Source organism: Bacillus sp. SRB3LM (assembly GCF_015712745.1).
Classification (GTDB): domain Bacteria; phylum Bacillota; class Bacilli; order Bacillales; family Bacillaceae_G; genus Bacillus_A; species Bacillus_A thuringiensis_K.
On sequence record NZ_VWVQ01000039.1, the window covers coordinates 1 to 16,384 of the forward strand.

Genomic DNA, 16,384 nt, shown 5'->3' on the forward strand with positions numbered 1-16,384 from the left:
TAAAAGAATTAAGGCAAAATTAAAGGGTATGAGCCCAGTACAATACCGGGCTCATACCCTAGAGGCTGCCTAATGAAACGACCTGTCTAACTTTGGGGGGTCACTTCATTAAGGATACGGCTTTCTCTTATTTTTGACTCGTACGAGCTGAAATGCTAATTGCTCTATCTGTTGCTTTGGCAGCTTCATCTAACGCTTCTTTACTATTCTTCCCGTCATACATCGCTTCTAATGCTTTTACAACTGCATCTCGTGATTCTGGGAATACACTAATTAAAGCCCCTTGTGTTGCTGGAGATTGCTTCGTCGCTTGCAATTGATCTACTGTTACTTTCAACTGTGGATATTTTTCATATTGCTCTTTTACTAATGGCTCATTATATGCATCTGGATTAATTGAGAAATAACCTGTTGCAGTATGCCATTTTGCTTGTACGTCTGGCTTCGTTAAATATTTCATAAAGTCCCAAGCACCTTGTTGCGTTTCTTCTGAAACCATATTCGTCATCCATAATGATGCGCCTCCAATGACAACACCATTTTGTTTCGAATCCCCTGGATATGGAATATATGAAACACCTACATTAAACTTAGATGCATCAATTAAATCACGAACACCTGCTGAAGAATCTAAATACATAGCAACTTGTCCAGACTGGAACGCGGCACGAATATCATCCCAACTTGCTCCATACTTTCCAAGTGCGCCAGCTTTATTTAAATCATCTAACATTCCAAATACTTTCTGTCCTTCTTTACCGTTAAATACCGCCTTCTTTGCAGCATCCTTACGACCGTTTTCGTTATCTATATATAAAGCACCTTGTGTCGCTAACAATTCTTCAAAGAACCAACCATAGTTAAGCATGGAGAATCCATATTGTTTTACATTTCCGCCTTCTTTAATCGTTAACTTTTTCGCTGCTTCTTGTAATTCCGCATATGTTTTCGGAGCTTTCTCTGGATCTAAGCCCGCCTTTGCGAAAGCATCTTTATTATAAATTAATACTGGTGTAGATGAATTAAATGGCATAGAATACATTTTTCCATCAACTGAATAATAATTTGTAATTGCTTTTTCTAATTTTGACGTATCGTACTTATCTTTTTTTATCCAGCTATCAATTGGTGTGATTTTTTTACTATCAATCATATATTTCGTTGTAATTTCACTCGATTGAACAAGAGCTGGCGCTTCTTTCGTTGCAGACATCGTTCTAAATTTCGTTAAAGACTCTTCATATGTTCCTTGGAACTCTGCCTTTATCTCATATTTATTTTGCGACTTATTATAGTCTGCAACAAGACTATCTAGTACACCTTGTGTTTTTCCACCCATCGCATGCCAGAAGCGAATTACAGTTTTATCACCATTTTTTTCAACTGGTGCTACTTTTGCCTGTGCTTCAGGTTTTCCTTCTGTTTTACTATTTGAACAAGCGGCACTAGATAATGCCATTGTTGCTACCATTAATAGAGCAGCACCTTTTTTAACTAGACTCATTTAAATCTCACCTTCTCTTAGTTATTTAATTGCACCTTTTGTTAATCCTTGTTGTAATTGCTTTTGCCCTAAAAATAGTAAAATCAATGTTGGAATAACGATAACCGTAACACCGGCCATTACGCTTCCCCAATCAGTTGCAACTTCTTGAGACTGAAGCTGCTTTACACCGATTTGCACTGTTCTTACTTTTTCATCAGTGGTCACTAAAAGTGGCCATAAATACATATTCCATGTTGTTAAAAAGCTATATACTCCAAGCGTAATAAAACTCGTTTTACAATACGGAATTACAACGCTGGATAAAAATCTTATATTTCCAATCCCTTCAATAAATGCAGCTTCTTTCAGTTCATTCGGAAGTGTCATAAAATGTTGACGTAACAAGAAAATACCGAAAGCTGTCGCAAAAAACGGCACTGTCATCCCAGCGAAACTATTGATCCAGCCAAAGTTTTGAATCGTTAAAAAGTTAGGTACCATCGTTGCTTCCCACGGAATAAGCATCGTCGAAATAAACAGGAAGAAAATAAGATTTCTTCCTTTAAACTGAAGAAAAACAAAAGCATACGCCGCTAAGCTTGATACGATAAGTTGTCCAATCATAACGACTATCGATACAATTAAACTGTTATATAAGTATGTAAAAAGCGGTACTTTTTGAAAAATATTAATGAAATTATCAAAAGTAAATTGAGTTGGAAATAACCTTCTCATTTGAATATCGTCTGGTGTCATAAAGCTTATTAAAAACGCATACAGTACAGGAAAAAATACCATTACTGCACTAATTATGAGCAGCATGTATAATAGGAAATTTTGCTTCCACTGTTTAACAATCATTTATAATGCACCTTTCTCTCAGCAAACTTAAATTGAAGTAATGTAGCAATGAAAATGAAAACAAATAATACCATCGCTTGTGCACTTGCTGTTCCAAATTGATGATTCACAAACGCCTCTTTGTAAATCGAGTACACAATTAAATTCGTTGCATCATTCGGTCCACCGTGCGTTAAAATATCAATTTGTCCAAAGCTTTGGAACGCACTAATTAACGTTACGGTTACAATAAAGAATAAAGTTGGCGATAGCATCGGTAATGTAACACGGTGAAGCTTATATAAATAACTAGCACCATCTATAGATGCACTCTCATATAAAGACGTATCGATATTTTGTAAACCACCTAATATAACTAAAAATGCAAATCCTGTATTCACCCAAACTGTTGTAACTGATACAGAGAATAGTGCCCAGTCCGGACTCGTTAACCATGCGATTGCAGGAAGATTCATAGAGCCTAATATATTATTAAATAATCCTACACTTGGATGAAATAAAAATAGCCAAATCACTGCACTAGCAGCTACTGATATTCCCATCGTCGAAGAAAACAGAACTCGGAATAACCCAATACCTCTTACCTTTCCATTTGCAATCAATGCAAGAAACAAAGCAAATATAATACTCGTAGGCACTGTATATAAAACAAATAATAAAGTTGATTTTATACTTTTGTAGAAGGCTGGATCAGAGAATAAATATTGATAATTTTCTAAGCCAACGAAAAGATTAGCTTCTCCATGTATATCGGTTAAATAAAAACTATAGTAAATCGTCCTAAACAATGGATAGAACAGAAAAATCGAAAATAGCAAAATAGATGGTGCCAAAAACAATAATCCTATTCTTAAATCTTTCGTTCTCCCCCATAATTTTTTCTTTTTTGACACCTTTGTTTGAACTGGTAACTTACTTACTTCGATCATTATTTCGCCACCACTTTCAACTCTTCTTTAGCTACCACTTTTAAGCGTTCATTCGTGTTTTCGTTAAAGAAGCATAACTTTTCTTGCGAGAATAATAATTTTACTTTGTCACCTTTGTTCAAGAGTAACTGTCCGATAACTTTCGCACTCCAAGTTGTTCCATTTACCGCAAAGTTCAATATAGATTCATTCCCTAATACTTCTACAGATTGCAACGTCACTTCTTGTCCTTCCTCAGACAGTGCAATATGCTCAGGACGCATGCCTATGCGAATTGTTCCTTCTGGTAATTGCTTTAACTGTCTAATAGATAATGGAACTTGCAATTTCCCTATATGTAATACACCTTTTTCTTTATTCACTTCCCCATCATTTATATTCATAGAAGGAGAACCTATAAAGCTTGCAACAAACTCGTTTGCTGGTTCGTTATATATGTCAAGTGGTGTTCCAACTTGCTGTATACTTCCTTTATTTAAAACCATGATACGATCTCCCATAGTCATCGCTTCTATTTGATCGTGGGTAACGTAAATCATCGTAATTCCTAATCGCTGCTGAATTTCTCTAATTTCTATTCTCATTTGCGCACGTAATTTCGCATCCAAATTCGAAAGTGGTTCATCCATTAAACAGATTGGTGCCTGACTCACAATTGCCCTGGCTAGTGCAACACGCTGTCTTTGTCCGCCTGATAATTGGCCTGGTTTCATTTTCACATACTCTTTCAGTCCTACCATTTCAATAGCTTCCATTAATCGCTTTTGTCGCTCTTCTTTTTGTAATTTTCTTACCTTAAGTCCAAATAAAATATTTTCTTCTACAGATAAGTGTGGATATAATGCATAATTTTGAAATACCATTGATAGATTACGGTCTTTCGGCTCTAGATCATTTGCAACACATTCATTAATAATTAAATCTCCCGAAGAAATCTCTTCTAAGCCAGCGATCATTCGTAATAATGTGCTTTTCCCGCATCCCGAAGGTCCAACTAAAACAAAAAATTCGCCCTTCTTAATATGAACCGATACGCCTTTAACCGCTGTCTCTTCTGCATTTTTATATACCTTTGAAACATTTTTCAATTCAATCACAAGGTTGCACTCCTTTTTTCTTCTTGTATCCATACTTCATAATGACTTGTTGAAATCGCACTTGCTCCTGCACGAATTGCAATTTCCGCATCTTCTCGAGTTTGAATCAGCCCGCCTGCAATAATAGGAAACTCTAGTTCCTCTACTAGCTGTTTAATAATAGAAGGCATAATCCCCGGCATAATCTCTACTGCATTCGGTTTAGTCGTTTTACAATTTTCAATTGATTTAGTAAGAGATAAAGTATCTACAATAAAAATACGTTGAATTGTTTTCAATCCAATTTTATTAGCATTTCGAATTGTCGAACCTTTTGTTGAAATAATACCTTGTGCCCCGATAACATCTTGAATATACAAAAGCGCTTCCTCTGTATTCGTATTTAAGCCTTGTATAAAATCACAATGAAGAAATACATCATGTCCATGTTTCTGCAATTCATATACACGCTCTGGTAATTCCAGCATTGAACCAGTCATAAGAAAAACTGTTTTCGGCAATTTTTTGTATGCTTTGTATCCTTCCCAATCCTTTATCATCGCAATATAAGGTTTTTCAAACATTTATTCCACCTAACTGTTCTATTTTTATCCAAACTAAAAACACCTACTTACATAGAACGCCTTTCTCCTTATTTGAACTCTAGGGAATAGAGCACACCTAAGAAAGTAGCACATTATATGTAAGTGGGTGTTCTCAAATGTTCTCTACCCTAGTTATTTTGTTACCTTTACTATATTACGCATTTATTAAGTCAGTTTTGATAGATTGTTAATTAGGTGTTAATCGAATGTTAATATTCACCACATCACCATTTACATTAATCTATATATTTAAATATAAAAATAAGAACGAAACAATACTTAAAATTCAATCAATATGTAAATTCATTCCATAGTTAATGATTTTTAGTTTGCTTACCACTGCTTGCAAAGCAAAGTTATCCCAAGCAGTACTATAAAGTGGAATGCGCCTTTCCTCTTGTATTGATATAGCCCAGGCTGTAACAACATCAGTACCATATCCGGTCCCTTCAAACTCCGCTAAAGTTTCCACACTTGCCTCAGCAGCTACGGGCGTACTTCTTGCACTGCAACAAACAGAAACTACCTTTTCATTTTTTACAATTGCAAAATAAGGCTTCCTCCTTATTTACTCCATTTACCATCCATTCATAATCTATTTTTCATGCTCAAAACAAAAATCCCATTCAAATACACATTACTGAATCCATCATACTAACTGATTTCTTCATTCTGTCTATCTAAATGGGATTATTTTTCGTTTTTTACTCTACTGTTTGTTGTGGCTGTACTACTTCATTCGCTCCAGCTACCCTCAACATATTTACAATATCTTTAAAACCTCTTTTTTCAGCGTATTGCAGTGGCGTCAGATGTTCCTTGTTAGCCATATTTACATCTGCACCGTGATCAATAAGCAATTGAATTACTTTCTTATGGTTTTCACTACCATTTCCTAATACAATGGCTTCTAATAGCGCTGTTCCACCACGTTCATTTTTATAATTCACATCAATATCTGTATGCTCTAATAATTCTTTAACAACCTCTACATGGCCACGCTCAGATGCAGAAATAAGTGCTGTCCCACCTGACCTAGTCGTTTCTTTCGTATTAACTCCTGCATTAATTAATACTTTTACAATATCCGTATATCCTTCTCTACTTGCATAAAGAAGTGGATTACTTTTTTTCTCATCTTTAATTTCAATATTAGCACCTGCACCAATTAATGCTTTAACTGTCTCTACATGATTTTGGTACGTCGCTGCAAGGACAGGCGTTTCTCCGTTGTCACCTTCTACGTTTATATTCGCTCCATCCTGAATCAACTTCATAGTTGTCTCTGTGTCTCCAAGAGTAGCTGAAAGTAACAACTGTTTGTCCATTAAATTTATACTTTTCTCTTCTTTAGATTCTTCCTGTTCTTTATGCTTCTCTTTTTTCTTTTCATTTTTCACATGAACCGGTCTCGATTCTGGTTCTTCTTGCTTATCGCAAGCCACTACCGTCATTAAAAGTCCTAATAAAATACATAATAAAATTTTTTGTTTTCTCACAACTACAGCTCCTATGAAAGATAATGTTTTCTTAACCATTCCTCCATCACATACAATAACTCTTCTTGAGTACATTTATCCATAAGCCCTTTAGATTCCTTCTTTAAACGGATTATCTTAAGCTTATACTATGTTTCTCAACCTATTGAAATGATACGCCTGATGGCCCCATCATTAACATTATGAAGCAATTAGTTTAGCACGTTTTTACCGCATTTGTATACATTTCTAAAAAGTACATAAAGTGAAACTTTAATTAGTGGGGATTTTGTTCATCCACCACTAATTATTAGCCCACACCAGTCGGGCTTTTACGGGCAGCCCGACTCCACCTAACTTCTTTGCTTTCACTAAATTTTGAGGTGGAGATCTTACTGCCCGTTAATGCGGGATAAACGATTGCTTTAGGTTACTATATTCCATTGTAACCGTTCTTCTAAAAATTTTACACCTTTTCTATATTTGCACCTGAGTAATAATAGAAAAAGACAACTATATAGTTGTCTTTTTCTATTATTAATGATGTCCACCATGATTTCCTGCTTTCGGTTTCCCCATCATCTCTTTATTCATTTCCCATTTATGCTCTGCTAGCTCTTTATACGAAAGAACTTTCCCCTTATAGTTAGATACAAAGCTCTCTGCATCTTTTTTATTTTTAAATGAAATGACATTATAAGCCATCGGTGTCGTTATTGTTTTATCATATACGTAAGTAGCGTCTTCTAACAAAATCCAATCTTTCGAATCATAATCTCGGACAAATTTCTCTTTCGTCTTTTCATCTGAGTTAATCTCCATCCATTTATACATACAACCGATATCATCAAACTTTAACGCTTTTCCATTTTCTAAAATAATTTCTGTTGCAAATTGATTATCTGTTACCCCAATTTGGCAAATATCACATTTATCATGTTTCTCATCAATGGCAACAGCTGCTGTTTCCTTTTTCCCACACCCGACTATCATAAATACGAAACATAAACATATAGCAAGTACGACATATTTTACTTTCATCAATATCCCTCCCTAGAAACCGTATACTCCACGAAAAGAATACCAAAAGGTTGTGTGAGATTTGTGAAAAAACAATGTGCTTTTTGTAATATAGGAAACAAACAAAGATGTGTAGTTATTTCTACACATCTCTCATCACTCGCAACCTGTAATTAACAAATCATCTTCTAACTTAACTAATAATGTATCCGCACTAATTTCCTGTCCAACTTCTACATTTACCAATCTTATATTTCCACTAATCCCGACTGCGATTTTTTTAAGCTCACCGTCATTTTTTCGGATCATCAGTAATTTTTCCCATTCATATACGTAAGAAGATTCATTAATAAAAATCTCCTCTACTTTTCCTTCATAAGAGCTATAAATCTCTTCAATTCTCGTTTTCATATAACATCTACTCCCTATTTCACACTTCACTATTTTCATCTTATTCTACCATTCTTACGAGGAGCAGCTTACTTTTTAAAAATTCAAATTAACTACCGTGAACAAAATGAACAAAATAAAAATTATGCTTCTAATGATGTTATTTTTCAAATTATTTACCATTTGAATAGATGCTTTTATTATAAATAAAAAACCTTTTTCTGAATTTTTATTCTATTTTGAAAGCGCAATCATTCTTTAGAGGGGGAAATTACATGTTAGCACTACTTGGATTTGCGATGGTATTTGTCTTTATGTTTTTAATTATGACGAAACGTATGTCAGCGCTAGTAGCATTAATATTAATTCCGAGTGTTTTTGCATTAATTGGCGGATTCTATGCCAATATGGGGCCTATGATGTTAGAGGGGATTCAAAAGTTAGCACCTACTGGTATTATGCTTATGTTCGCTATTTTATATTTTGGGATTATGATTGATAGCGGTTTATTCGATCCTGTCATTAGTAAGATTTTAAAATTTGTAAAAGGAGATCCTTTAAAAATCGTTATCGGAACGGCTATATTGACTATTATCGTTTCTCTAGATGGTGACGGTACAACAACATACATGATTACAGTTTCCGCAATGTATCCACTATATAAGCGCCTTGGAATGAACCCCCTCATATTAGCTGGAGTTGTTATGTTAGGGGCGGGGGTAACAAATCTTACACCTTGGGGTGGACCCACAGCTCGTGTTATGAGCGCACTTGGACTTGAGGCTTCCGAATTATTTACACCTCTTATTCCAGGAATGATTGCTGGTGCAATTTGGGTTGTTTTCGTTGCCTACTATCTTGGAAAAAAAGAAAGAAAACGTTTAGGAATTATGGATGTACAGTATTTAAAACAAATGCAAACAATGGATGAGCAAGCTGCAACTGTCGAAGCCGCAGTGCATAAACGTCCTAAACTTCTATGGATTAACTTTTTATTAACCGCTACATTACTTGTCTGTCTCATACTAGAAGTTATGCCGTTACCTGTTTTATTTACAATCGCTTTTGCTATTGCTGTTATGATTAACTATCCAAACTTAGAACAACAGAAAGAACGTATTGCTTCTCATGCAGGGAATGTATTAGCAGTTGTTTCTCTCGTATTTGCTGCCGGTATTTTCACTGGTATTTTATCTGGAACAAAAATGGTAGATGCCATGGCTAACAGTGTAGTAACTCTTATACCAGATGCACTTGGACCACAATTGCCAATTATTACAGCACTTCTCAGTATGCCATTCACATTTTTCATGTCCAATGATGCATTTTACTTTGGGGTATTGCCTATTTTAACGAAGGCTGCTGCTACTTACGGAATTAGTGCAGCTGAAATGGGACGCGCTTCCTTACTTGGGCAACCCGTTCACTTATTAAGTCCTCTTGTCGCTTCCACTTATTTATTGGTCGGAATGGCCAAAGTTGATTTCGGTGAACATCAACGCTTCACTTTATTGTGGGCCGTTGGAACGACAATGGTTATGTTAATTACCGGTATTGTAATTGGGATTATTCCAATATAAGATGCAAAAAAACAGTAGAAGAAATAAAATCCTCTACTGTTTTTTATTATGAAGAAGTAAGAAAATAACGCCTCTCCGGTCTCCCAACACTTCCATATATTAGCTCTGCGTGGACTTTCTTCCCAGATATCAAATACTCTAAATAGCGCCTTGCAGTTGATCGACTTACGCCTACCATTGAACTTAGTACCTCTGCTGTAATCCCTTCTTCATTAACTGTTAACATATGTTTTTTTATTTTTGCTAAAGTTAAGGGGTCTATCCCTTTCGGGGCATATTCCATTTCATTTCCCTTTACGCCTCTTTGAGACCATAAATGTTCTATTTGTTCTGTAGATAATTGATTATTTTTCTTCAGCTGCATAATCTTTTTTTGATAACTTTCCAAACTCGCCTTAAATCGATCAAACATTAGTGGCTTTACGATATAATCTGTTACTCCGCCCCGCAGGGCGTGCCTCACTACATCTGTTTCCGATGCCGCTGTAATCATAATGATATCTGTATCGTGCAAATGATTCCTAATATATGTGACAAGTTCCGTTCCTTGCATATCAGGTAAGTACACATCTAATAACACGAGCTGTGGCTTCACAAGCTCTAGCCATTCTTTCGCTTGTTCTCCAGTCGTTGCCGTTCCAATTACTTTAAATCCCTCAATTTTTTCAGTAAAACGACGATGAATGTCAGCAATCCGAATATCATCTTCTACAATTAATACTTCAATCTCCTCACCCATTACTATTCGCCTCTCTCTTTCGGTAGTGCAATAATAAATAACGCACCACCTAAATCCCCTTTTTCAATTGCAATACTTCCATTTAAATCTTCTACTAACTCTTTCACTTTTGCTAATCCATATCCTCGCTCTCCTCCTTCTTTCGTCGAAAAGCCTTTATAGAATATGCTAGTAATTATTTCATCATGAATCCCTTGCCCTGAATCTTCCACTTCAATTAATATTTCTTCTCCAATATCAGTTACAAACATCCTTACTTTCTTATCATTCTCTTCATTTTTTTCAATTGCTTCAAATGCATTCGTAATTAAATTCCCTAAAATAGAAACGACATAATTACTCTCAATATGTGGACTTACTTTGTCTAAACCACTTTCTCTATCTAGCATAAAATCAATCTTCAACTCTCGTGCTCTATTATAAAATCCAATTAAAATTCCACCTAGCCATGGATTTTGAATCCGCTTCATAATAAATTGAACAAAATCTTGATATACCGCTGTTTCCTTATGAATAAGCTCTAAAGCATCTTCGTATGATTCTAATTGGATAAGACCTGAAAGCGTATACAATAAATTGTTATATTCGTGCGTTTGCGCTCGTAATGCCTCTGTATATTGCTTCGTCTGAGATAATTCTGCTGTTAACTGATCCATTTCAGATTTCAAACGTAAGCTCGATACAACGCCAGTTACTTTATTCTTTACTTTAATAGGTAGACGGTTCGCAATAACAGCCTGTCCTTTTATATTTAATTGGCGATCAAACTGTTCTTCACCAGTTTGAAGTACATCTAGTATCGTTGAATTAGGAATTACATTTAAAATAAATTCCCCAATAATATTTTGTTGTTTATCTAGCGAAAGAATATCATAGGCTGCTTGATTGACTAAACTAATCATGCCATTTTTATCGATTACAATAATTCCTTCACGTACAGATTGAATCACTGTACTATGCTCTTCATATAAAGATGAAATTTCTTCTGGTTCCATACCGAACATCATTCTTTTTATACTTGCCGCTAAATATATAGAGCCGATTACTCCAATTAATAGCCCTATTATTGTAATCCAAAATACACGCTTTCCATACACCTCTACCGCTCCATGAATATCATCCATTGAAAATCCAACAGACACCACACCAATGATTTCATTTTCCTGATTACGGATTGGAACTTTTCCACGTAATGAAGGGCCTAATGATCCAGTTGCTTTCGAAACATATGATTTTCCTTCTAATAAAACACCTTTGTTATCTCCACCAATCATCGCTTCTCCTATTTTATCTCGCTCAGGATGCGCATATCGAATCCCCTCTTTATTTCCAACTACAATGAAGTCAGCCTCTGTATCCATTCGAATTCTTTCTGCAATCGGCTGAATGATAGAAGCTGGGTTTTCTTTTTGAAAAGCTTCCTTTATTTCAGGTATAGCAGCAACTGTTTTCGCAACATGCAAAGCTCGTTTCCCAATTTGCTCTTCTACCGTTTCAGATAATATGTAATAAAATAAATAACTCGTTAGCATAAGTACAACTAAAATAAGTGTACTTATAGTTAATGTAATTCTCGGTTGGAGTTTTAATTTTTTAAATTTCAAAACCATTCCCCTAACATGATTAAAGATGGAATTTAAAGAATATACAGTCTCTTTAATTATACTTAATCATAACACGGTTACTCTATATTTCTTTCTTTTTCTCTTCATAAAAAAAGAAACGAAGTAAAATTATTACCTCGTTTCTTAATATTTGTTATTACACTTTAAACTTACTAATCATCTCTTGTAATTCTTCTGCCATTTGTGATAAATGGACTGCTGCTGCATTTATTTCATCTACTGAAGCTAATTGTTCCTCAGAGGAACCAGCAATATTTTGAACACTTGCTGCATTTTCTTCAATCGTAGCTGCAATTTCATTAATAGATGCACTTACTTGCTTTGCATCTACCGTCATTTGTTTTGCTACATCTACCATGCTATCAATTTGTACAACTGTATCATTTGTAGACTTCAATATTTCGGCAAAGCTTTGCTTCGTTTCATTTGCAACTACAAGTCCTGATTGTACTTCTGTTCCAACTTGATTCATAGAGCTTACTGTTTCTTTTATATCAAATTGAATCTCTTTCACTAGTTTCCCAATTTCCGTAGAAGACTGTCCTGATTGTTCTGCTAGTTTTCGCACTTCATCTGCTACAATTGCAAATCCTCTTCCTTGCTCTCCAGCTCTCGCAGCCTCAATTGCCGCATTTAACGCTAATAAATTTGTCTGTTCTGCAATATGTTGAATCACTTCGAGGATTGCTCCAATTTGTTTCGACTTATCGTCTAATAAACCAATGATTTTGTCTGACTGTGAAACAGACTCATGAATTAATTGCATTTGATTCACTGTTTGTTCAACTAACTTCCCACCATTTTCAGCTTTTTTCTTCGTATACATAGAGGCTGTAGATACTAATGAAGAACTATCTGCAACACGCTGAATTCCTTCTGTAACTTCTTCTAACAATGTTGCTCCTTCTTCAACTTCTTTCGTTTGTATTTCTGCACTACTTGATACTTGCTCTATCGCCTGTGTAATTTGTTCCGTTGCTTCGCTTGTCTGCTTCATACTAGCTGTTAATTCTTCTGAAGATGCCGCTACATGACTTGCTGAAGTGTTTATATTGGAAATGACACTTTGTAACGATGCAGCCATCTCGTTAAAACTTTCTCCTAGCTGTCCAATTTCATCTTTAGAATGAACTGTAATTGATTCTGTTAAATCACCTTCACTAATCTTCTTCGATGATATGACAAGTTGTTTTAACGGTTTAATAATAGACGCAATTATGAAGTAAATTACAATCCCACCGATTATTAGTGAAATTCCAAGAACAGTTATTGCTTTATAGAAAATAGGTTCAGCCGCTTGGATAATTTCTTTGGAAGGCATAATTCCTGCTATTTTCCATCCAGTTTTCTTATTCGTTTTAAAAGTGATATTGCGATCTTCACCATCTAATGAATAATGAACATCCCCAGCTTCCTGTTTATACAATTCTTTACTAAGTTTCTCTTCTAATTTCTCTCCTGGCTTCAGTGTCGGGTGCGCTACTACATTTTTATCTTGATCAAATATTGCTACATACCCTTCCTTACCGATATTAACCATCTTGGAAGTAGTAACAATATCATTAATGATTAAGTCAATCCCAAGAACGCCACTTTTATCCTCGTTTTGTTTTGCTAGTGTAATAACAATATTCCCTGTCGTTTTTGACTTATATGGAGGAGTTACAATTACTTCTCCGCTTTTCTTCACAGCCTCTTTATACCAATCTCTTTCTGTAGGGTTATATCCATCTGGCATCTGAATAGCTGGTGATTGAATGAACTGTCCATTACTAGATCCTGTATAGATTGCTTCCATTTCTGGATGCAGTTTATTGTATTCTTCTAGTTTATTTTGTATGTTTTGAATTTGATCTGCTTGGTAACTTGATTGTGTGAATAATTTCGTAAAATAAGTTGCATCTACTTTTTTACTATCCAATTCTTTATTAATTACATTATCCAAAATTTTTATATTATCTTTAGCCGAGTTTAAAATCGTTTCATTAAAATTCGTCTTCGCCTGTTGATAAGACGTCCAACCAATTACAATACTTGGAAGAATTAAAATAATAATAAATGATACAAGTAACTTTGTTTTTAAACTACTACTCCTTAATTTCCCTTGAAACATACTTCTACCCCTCCATGCCGTTTTAAATGTAATTAATTAACATTTAATCTCTCTATAAAAATAATACGATTTAAATGCATCGATGAGACTCTCTATTTTTTCTACATCATAAAGAATCGATACATATCTTTTTCATTCTATATAAATTAAATAATTAAAACAATGTATAAAAATGTATATTATTCGAAATATTATAATTCATGGAAGAACCTCTAGTATTTCACTTACTAGAGGTTCTTTCCACCTTACTATTCTTTATCTTTTTCTACTTCTTTTTTCTCATCTTCTACTACAGATACAACAGGTTTATCGCTTGACAATTGTTGTACCGCTCCTTTTCCTGCAAATCCTTCTAATAGCTCTTTTAAGTCAATTCCAGAAGAAGCTTTTAACGTTTCTTGCATCGTTGCCATTAAATCAGTCGCATAACCTGCAACTTTTCCGGCCCCGCTATTTTTACCACCGCCGCCTGTATCGACAACTGTGATTTTATCAATGTTACTAAGCGGACTTGCAACTTCCTTCGCATAACTTGGAAGCATTTTAAGAACCATATCCATAATTGCTGCTTGACCATATAATTCAAATGCTTCGGCAATTTTTTGTTTCGCTTCTGCTTCTGCTAAACCTTTTAATCTAATAACATCTGCTTCCGCCGTACCTTGTGCTTTTTGTACTTCCGCTTTTGCTTGACCTTGCGCTTTTTCGATTTCCGCCTTCGCTAAACCTTCTACACGTACTTCTTCCGCACGAGCTCTCGCTTCAGCTTCAATCTTATATTGATCCGCATCTGCCTTTTTAATTTGTTTTACTTTTTCTGCTTCCGCTGATTGCTCAACAGCATAGCGATCTGCATCTGCTTTTTTCTTAACTTCTGCATCGTATTGCTTTTCACGACGCGCAATCTCTTTTTCTTCTAACTCGATTTGCTTTTCACGCTCAATGATTTTAACGCGCATTTGCTCTTCTGTAACACCTTGTTGTGCTTTCGCTTGTTGTAATTCGTAAGAAAGATCCGCATCTGCACGTGCTTGCTCTTGTTCCCTCTTATAGGACTGTACTTTTAATTCTTTATGTTTTTCAGCTTCAGCGATTTGTGCATCACGTTGATATTCTGCTTCTTTTGCCTCTTTTTCAGCACGTGCTTTTTCAATACGTGCTTCTTTTTCACGCTCTGCGTTCGCAATTGTTGCATCACGCTTAACGGTAGCAATTTGCGGCTGACCAAGCGCATCTAAGTATCCGTTTTTATCCATTATTTCTTTAATTGTGAAAGAAACAATGCGAAGTCCCATCTTCTTTAAATCTGTAGAAGCTACTTCATGTACCTTTTGAGCAAATTGCTCTCTATTACTATACGCATCTTCTACTGTCATAGAAGATAAGATTGCACGTAAGTGACCTTCTAAAACCTCTTTTGCTTCTACTTTTAACTCTTCCGTTTCTTTTCCTAAATATTGCTCAGCTGCAGTAGATACTTCTTCAATTGTAGAACCTACTTTAATAATAGAAACACCATTTACTGTAACTGGAACACCTTGCTTCGTATACGTATCGCGTGTACCAACTTCTAATTTGTAGTTTAATAGGCTTAAAGGTTCTGCTCTTTGCATAATTGGAACTACGAAAGTACCGCCCCCGCGGATAATCTTAATCTTCTTTCCATCATCAGTGGTAACAACATTCTTTCCTCCACCAAGCCAGTTCCCTGTAACAATTAACGCTTCATCTGGACCAACCGTACGATACTTCGTAATGAATACTAAAATGAGTAGAATTAAAATTGCCAGTAAAACTCCACCGATAATTAATGGAATCGTCATGTAAATTCCCCCTTATAATTTTGGTTTCTTTAAAGAATAAGCGATGTTTTGTACAAGTAAAACACCATCTTGGACTCCCTCGATAATAACCTCTGTTCCTTGCGAAATATCTTTTTTCCCAACTGTTTTAGCTGGGATTGCATTACTTCCAAATTGGGATGAAATTAATACTTCACCAAATCCTTCTGTAGGAATTGTCGTAATGACTTCTCCTTTGCAACCGATAAATTCATCCATACGTTGTACGGTATTTTGTTCTGCTTCTGCAATCGGTTTTAAAATTAGTATTTTCATGATGAAAACACCAATAAAGGATATAGCACATGCAGCCCCGAAAATAAGAATGCTATTAAAGGAAAATAAATATTCTCCTATATAACTAAGCCCACATAACATGGCGAAAAAACTAAGTAATAAAGTAACAACGGATACCGATCCGCCCCCAAAACTAAATATGGATTCAAATATATCTCCAAAAAAGATATAAATCACAGTGAGTATAGTAGCAATAATAAATCCGTATAAATAAATTGTTTCAAGTGGATAACCAAATAAAACCATTTCTTATCCCCCTCTCTTAAACAATCCCTTTTTTGTTATGTGTATGCCCCACCTCTTTCAAAGATTATAGTTCTTAATTTTCAGTTATTTATCTTTTA

Annotated in this window: 14 protein-coding genes and 2 pseudogenes; 1 reads left to right on the forward strand and 15 read right to left on the reverse strand. The window is 35.2% G+C overall.

Features of this window, described 5'->3' with window-relative positions:
- Positions 1-127 precede the first annotated feature (127 nt).
- From F3I02_RS17410 to F3I02_RS17450, 9 genes and pseudogenes are all read right to left on the reverse strand, one after another.
- Positions 128-1,504 carry an ABC transporter substrate-binding protein gene (locus F3I02_RS17410; RefSeq protein ID WP_000060605.1) on the reverse strand — a complete coding sequence of 459 codons (1,377 nt, stop codon included), beginning with the start codon at positions 1,502-1,504 and terminating at the stop codon, positions 128-130.
- Positions 1,505-1,525: 21 nt separating this feature from the next.
- Positions 1,526-2,347: a carbohydrate ABC transporter permease gene (locus tag F3I02_RS17415; protein ID WP_196478246.1), complete on the reverse strand. Its 822-nt coding sequence runs from the start codon at positions 2,345-2,347 to the stop codon at positions 1,526-1,528.
- On the reverse strand, positions 2,344-3,276 hold the full coding sequence (locus F3I02_RS17420; protein WP_000573804.1) for a carbohydrate ABC transporter permease: 933 nt from the start codon (positions 3,274-3,276) through the stop codon (positions 2,344-2,346). Before F3I02_RS17420 ends, F3I02_RS17415 begins: the two co-directional genes overlap by 4 nt.
- A complete protein-coding gene (locus F3I02_RS17425) occupies positions 3,276-4,373 on the reverse strand; it encodes an ABC transporter ATP-binding protein (RefSeq protein WP_000571374.1) in 1,098 nt (365 codons plus the stop codon). Before F3I02_RS17425 ends, F3I02_RS17420 begins: the two co-directional genes overlap by 1 nt.
- Positions 4,370-4,936 (reverse strand): glycerol-3-phosphate responsive antiterminator, encoded by a 567-nt coding sequence (locus F3I02_RS17430; protein ID WP_000462084.1) that lies wholly within the window; start codon positions 4,934-4,936, stop codon positions 4,370-4,372. The genes F3I02_RS17425 and F3I02_RS17430 overlap by 4 nt, the downstream gene beginning before the upstream one ends.
- Positions 4,937-5,243: 307 nt before the next feature.
- Positions 5,244-5,519 (reverse strand): annotated as a pseudogene (locus F3I02_RS17435) (GNAT family N-acetyltransferase); the annotation flags it as partial.
- Between the two features lie 142 nt (positions 5,520-5,661).
- Positions 5,662-6,531 (reverse strand): ankyrin repeat domain-containing protein, encoded by an 870-nt coding sequence (locus F3I02_RS17440; RefSeq protein WP_000287344.1) that lies wholly within the window; start codon positions 6,529-6,531, stop codon positions 5,662-5,664.
- Between the two features lie 441 nt (positions 6,532-6,972).
- Positions 6,973-7,476: a nitrous oxide reductase accessory protein NosL gene (locus F3I02_RS17445; RefSeq protein WP_074594044.1), complete on the reverse strand. Its 504-nt coding sequence runs from the start codon at positions 7,474-7,476 to the stop codon at positions 6,973-6,975.
- Positions 7,477-7,611: 135 nt separating this feature from the next.
- A complete protein-coding gene (locus F3I02_RS17450) occupies positions 7,612-7,866 on the reverse strand; it encodes a hypothetical protein (RefSeq protein WP_000857376.1) in 255 nt (84 codons plus the stop codon).
- Positions 7,867-8,120: 254 nt separating this feature from the next.
- Here F3I02_RS17450 and F3I02_RS17455 point away from each other — a divergent pair, with 254 nt between their 5' ends.
- Positions 8,121-9,425, forward strand: coding sequence for a CitMHS family transporter (locus tag F3I02_RS17455; protein ID WP_000880466.1), 1,305 nt, complete (start codon positions 8,121-8,123; stop codon positions 9,423-9,425).
- Between the two features lie 46 nt (positions 9,426-9,471).
- Here the strand turns inward: F3I02_RS17455 and F3I02_RS17460 are convergent, their stop codons facing one another.
- The 6 genes and pseudogenes from F3I02_RS17460 to F3I02_RS17480 all read right to left on the reverse strand — a co-directional run bounded on the left by F3I02_RS17460 (position 9,472) and on the right by F3I02_RS17480 (position 16,286).
- Positions 9,472-10,164, reverse strand: coding sequence for a response regulator (locus F3I02_RS17460; protein ID WP_000503469.1), 693 nt, complete (start codon positions 10,162-10,164; stop codon positions 9,472-9,474).
- A gap of 2 nt (positions 10,165-10,166) precedes the next feature.
- A complete protein-coding gene (locus F3I02_RS17465) occupies positions 10,167-11,774 on the reverse strand; it encodes an ATP-binding protein (protein WP_074594042.1) in 1,608 nt (535 codons plus the stop codon).
- A 151-nt stretch (positions 11,775-11,925) separates the two neighbouring features.
- Positions 11,926-12,873 (reverse strand): methyl-accepting chemotaxis protein, encoded by a 948-nt coding sequence (locus F3I02_RS34930; protein ID WP_374058655.1) that lies wholly within the window; start codon positions 12,871-12,873, stop codon positions 11,926-11,928.
- Positions 12,868-13,902 (reverse strand): annotated as a pseudogene (locus F3I02_RS34935) (HAMP domain-containing protein); the annotation flags it as partial. The pseudogene F3I02_RS34935 and the gene F3I02_RS34930, both read right to left, overlap by 6 nt.
- A 248-nt stretch (positions 13,903-14,150) precedes the next feature.
- A complete protein-coding gene (locus tag F3I02_RS17475) occupies positions 14,151-15,725 on the reverse strand; it encodes a flotillin lipid rafts scaffold protein FloT (RefSeq protein WP_000155019.1) in 1,575 nt (524 codons plus the stop codon).
- A 12-nt stretch (positions 15,726-15,737) separates the two neighbouring features.
- Entirely contained in the window at positions 15,738-16,286 is a 549-nt protein-coding gene (locus tag F3I02_RS17480) for an NfeD family protein (protein WP_016083604.1), read from the reverse strand.
- Between the last annotated feature and the right edge of the window lie 98 nt (positions 16,287-16,384).

Excerpts from the sequence above, each read along its gene's own strand:
- F3I02_RS17410 (WP_000060605.1), bottom strand. The coding sequence starts at position 1,504 with ATGAGTCTAGTTAAAAAAGGTGCTGCTCTATTAATGGTAGCAACAATG.
- F3I02_RS17415 (WP_196478246.1), bottom strand. The coding sequence starts at position 2,347 with ATGATTGTTAAACAGTGGAAGCAAAATTTCCTATTATACATGCTGCTC.
- F3I02_RS17420 (WP_000573804.1), bottom strand. The coding sequence starts at position 3,276 with ATGATCGAAGTAAGTAAGTTACCAGTTCAAACAAAGGTGTCAAAAAAG.
- F3I02_RS17430 (WP_000462084.1), bottom strand. The coding sequence starts at position 4,936 with ATGTTTGAAAAACCTTATATTGCGATGATAAAGGATTGGGAAGGATAC.
- F3I02_RS17440 (WP_000287344.1), bottom strand. The coding sequence starts at position 6,531 with ATGTACTCAAGAAGAGTTATTGTATGTGATGGAGGAATGGTTAAGAAA.
- F3I02_RS17445 (WP_074594044.1), bottom strand. The coding sequence starts at position 7,476 with ATGAAAGTAAAATATGTCGTACTTGCTATATGTTTATGTTTCGTATTT.
- F3I02_RS17450 (WP_000857376.1), bottom strand. The coding sequence starts at position 7,866 with ATGAAAACGAGAATTGAAGAGATTTATAGCTCTTATGAAGGAAAAGTA.
- F3I02_RS17455 (WP_000880466.1), top strand. The coding sequence starts at position 8,121 with ATGTTAGCACTACTTGGATTTGCGATGGTATTTGTCTTTATGTTTTTA.
- F3I02_RS17460 (WP_000503469.1), bottom strand. The coding sequence starts at position 10,164 with ATGGGTGAGGAGATTGAAGTATTAATTGTAGAAGATGATATTCGGATT.
- F3I02_RS17465 (WP_074594042.1), bottom strand. The coding sequence starts at position 11,774 with ATGGTTTTGAAATTTAAAAAATTAAAACTCCAACCGAGAATTACATTA.
- F3I02_RS34930 (WP_374058655.1), bottom strand. The coding sequence starts at position 12,873 with ATGGCTGCATCGTTACAAAGTGTCATTTCCAATATAAACACTTCAGCA.
- F3I02_RS17475 (WP_000155019.1), bottom strand. The coding sequence starts at position 15,725 with ATGACGATTCCATTAATTATCGGTGGAGTTTTACTGGCAATTTTAATT.
- F3I02_RS17480 (WP_016083604.1), bottom strand. The coding sequence starts at position 16,286 with ATGGTTTTATTTGGTTATCCACTTGAAACAATTTATTTATACGGATTT.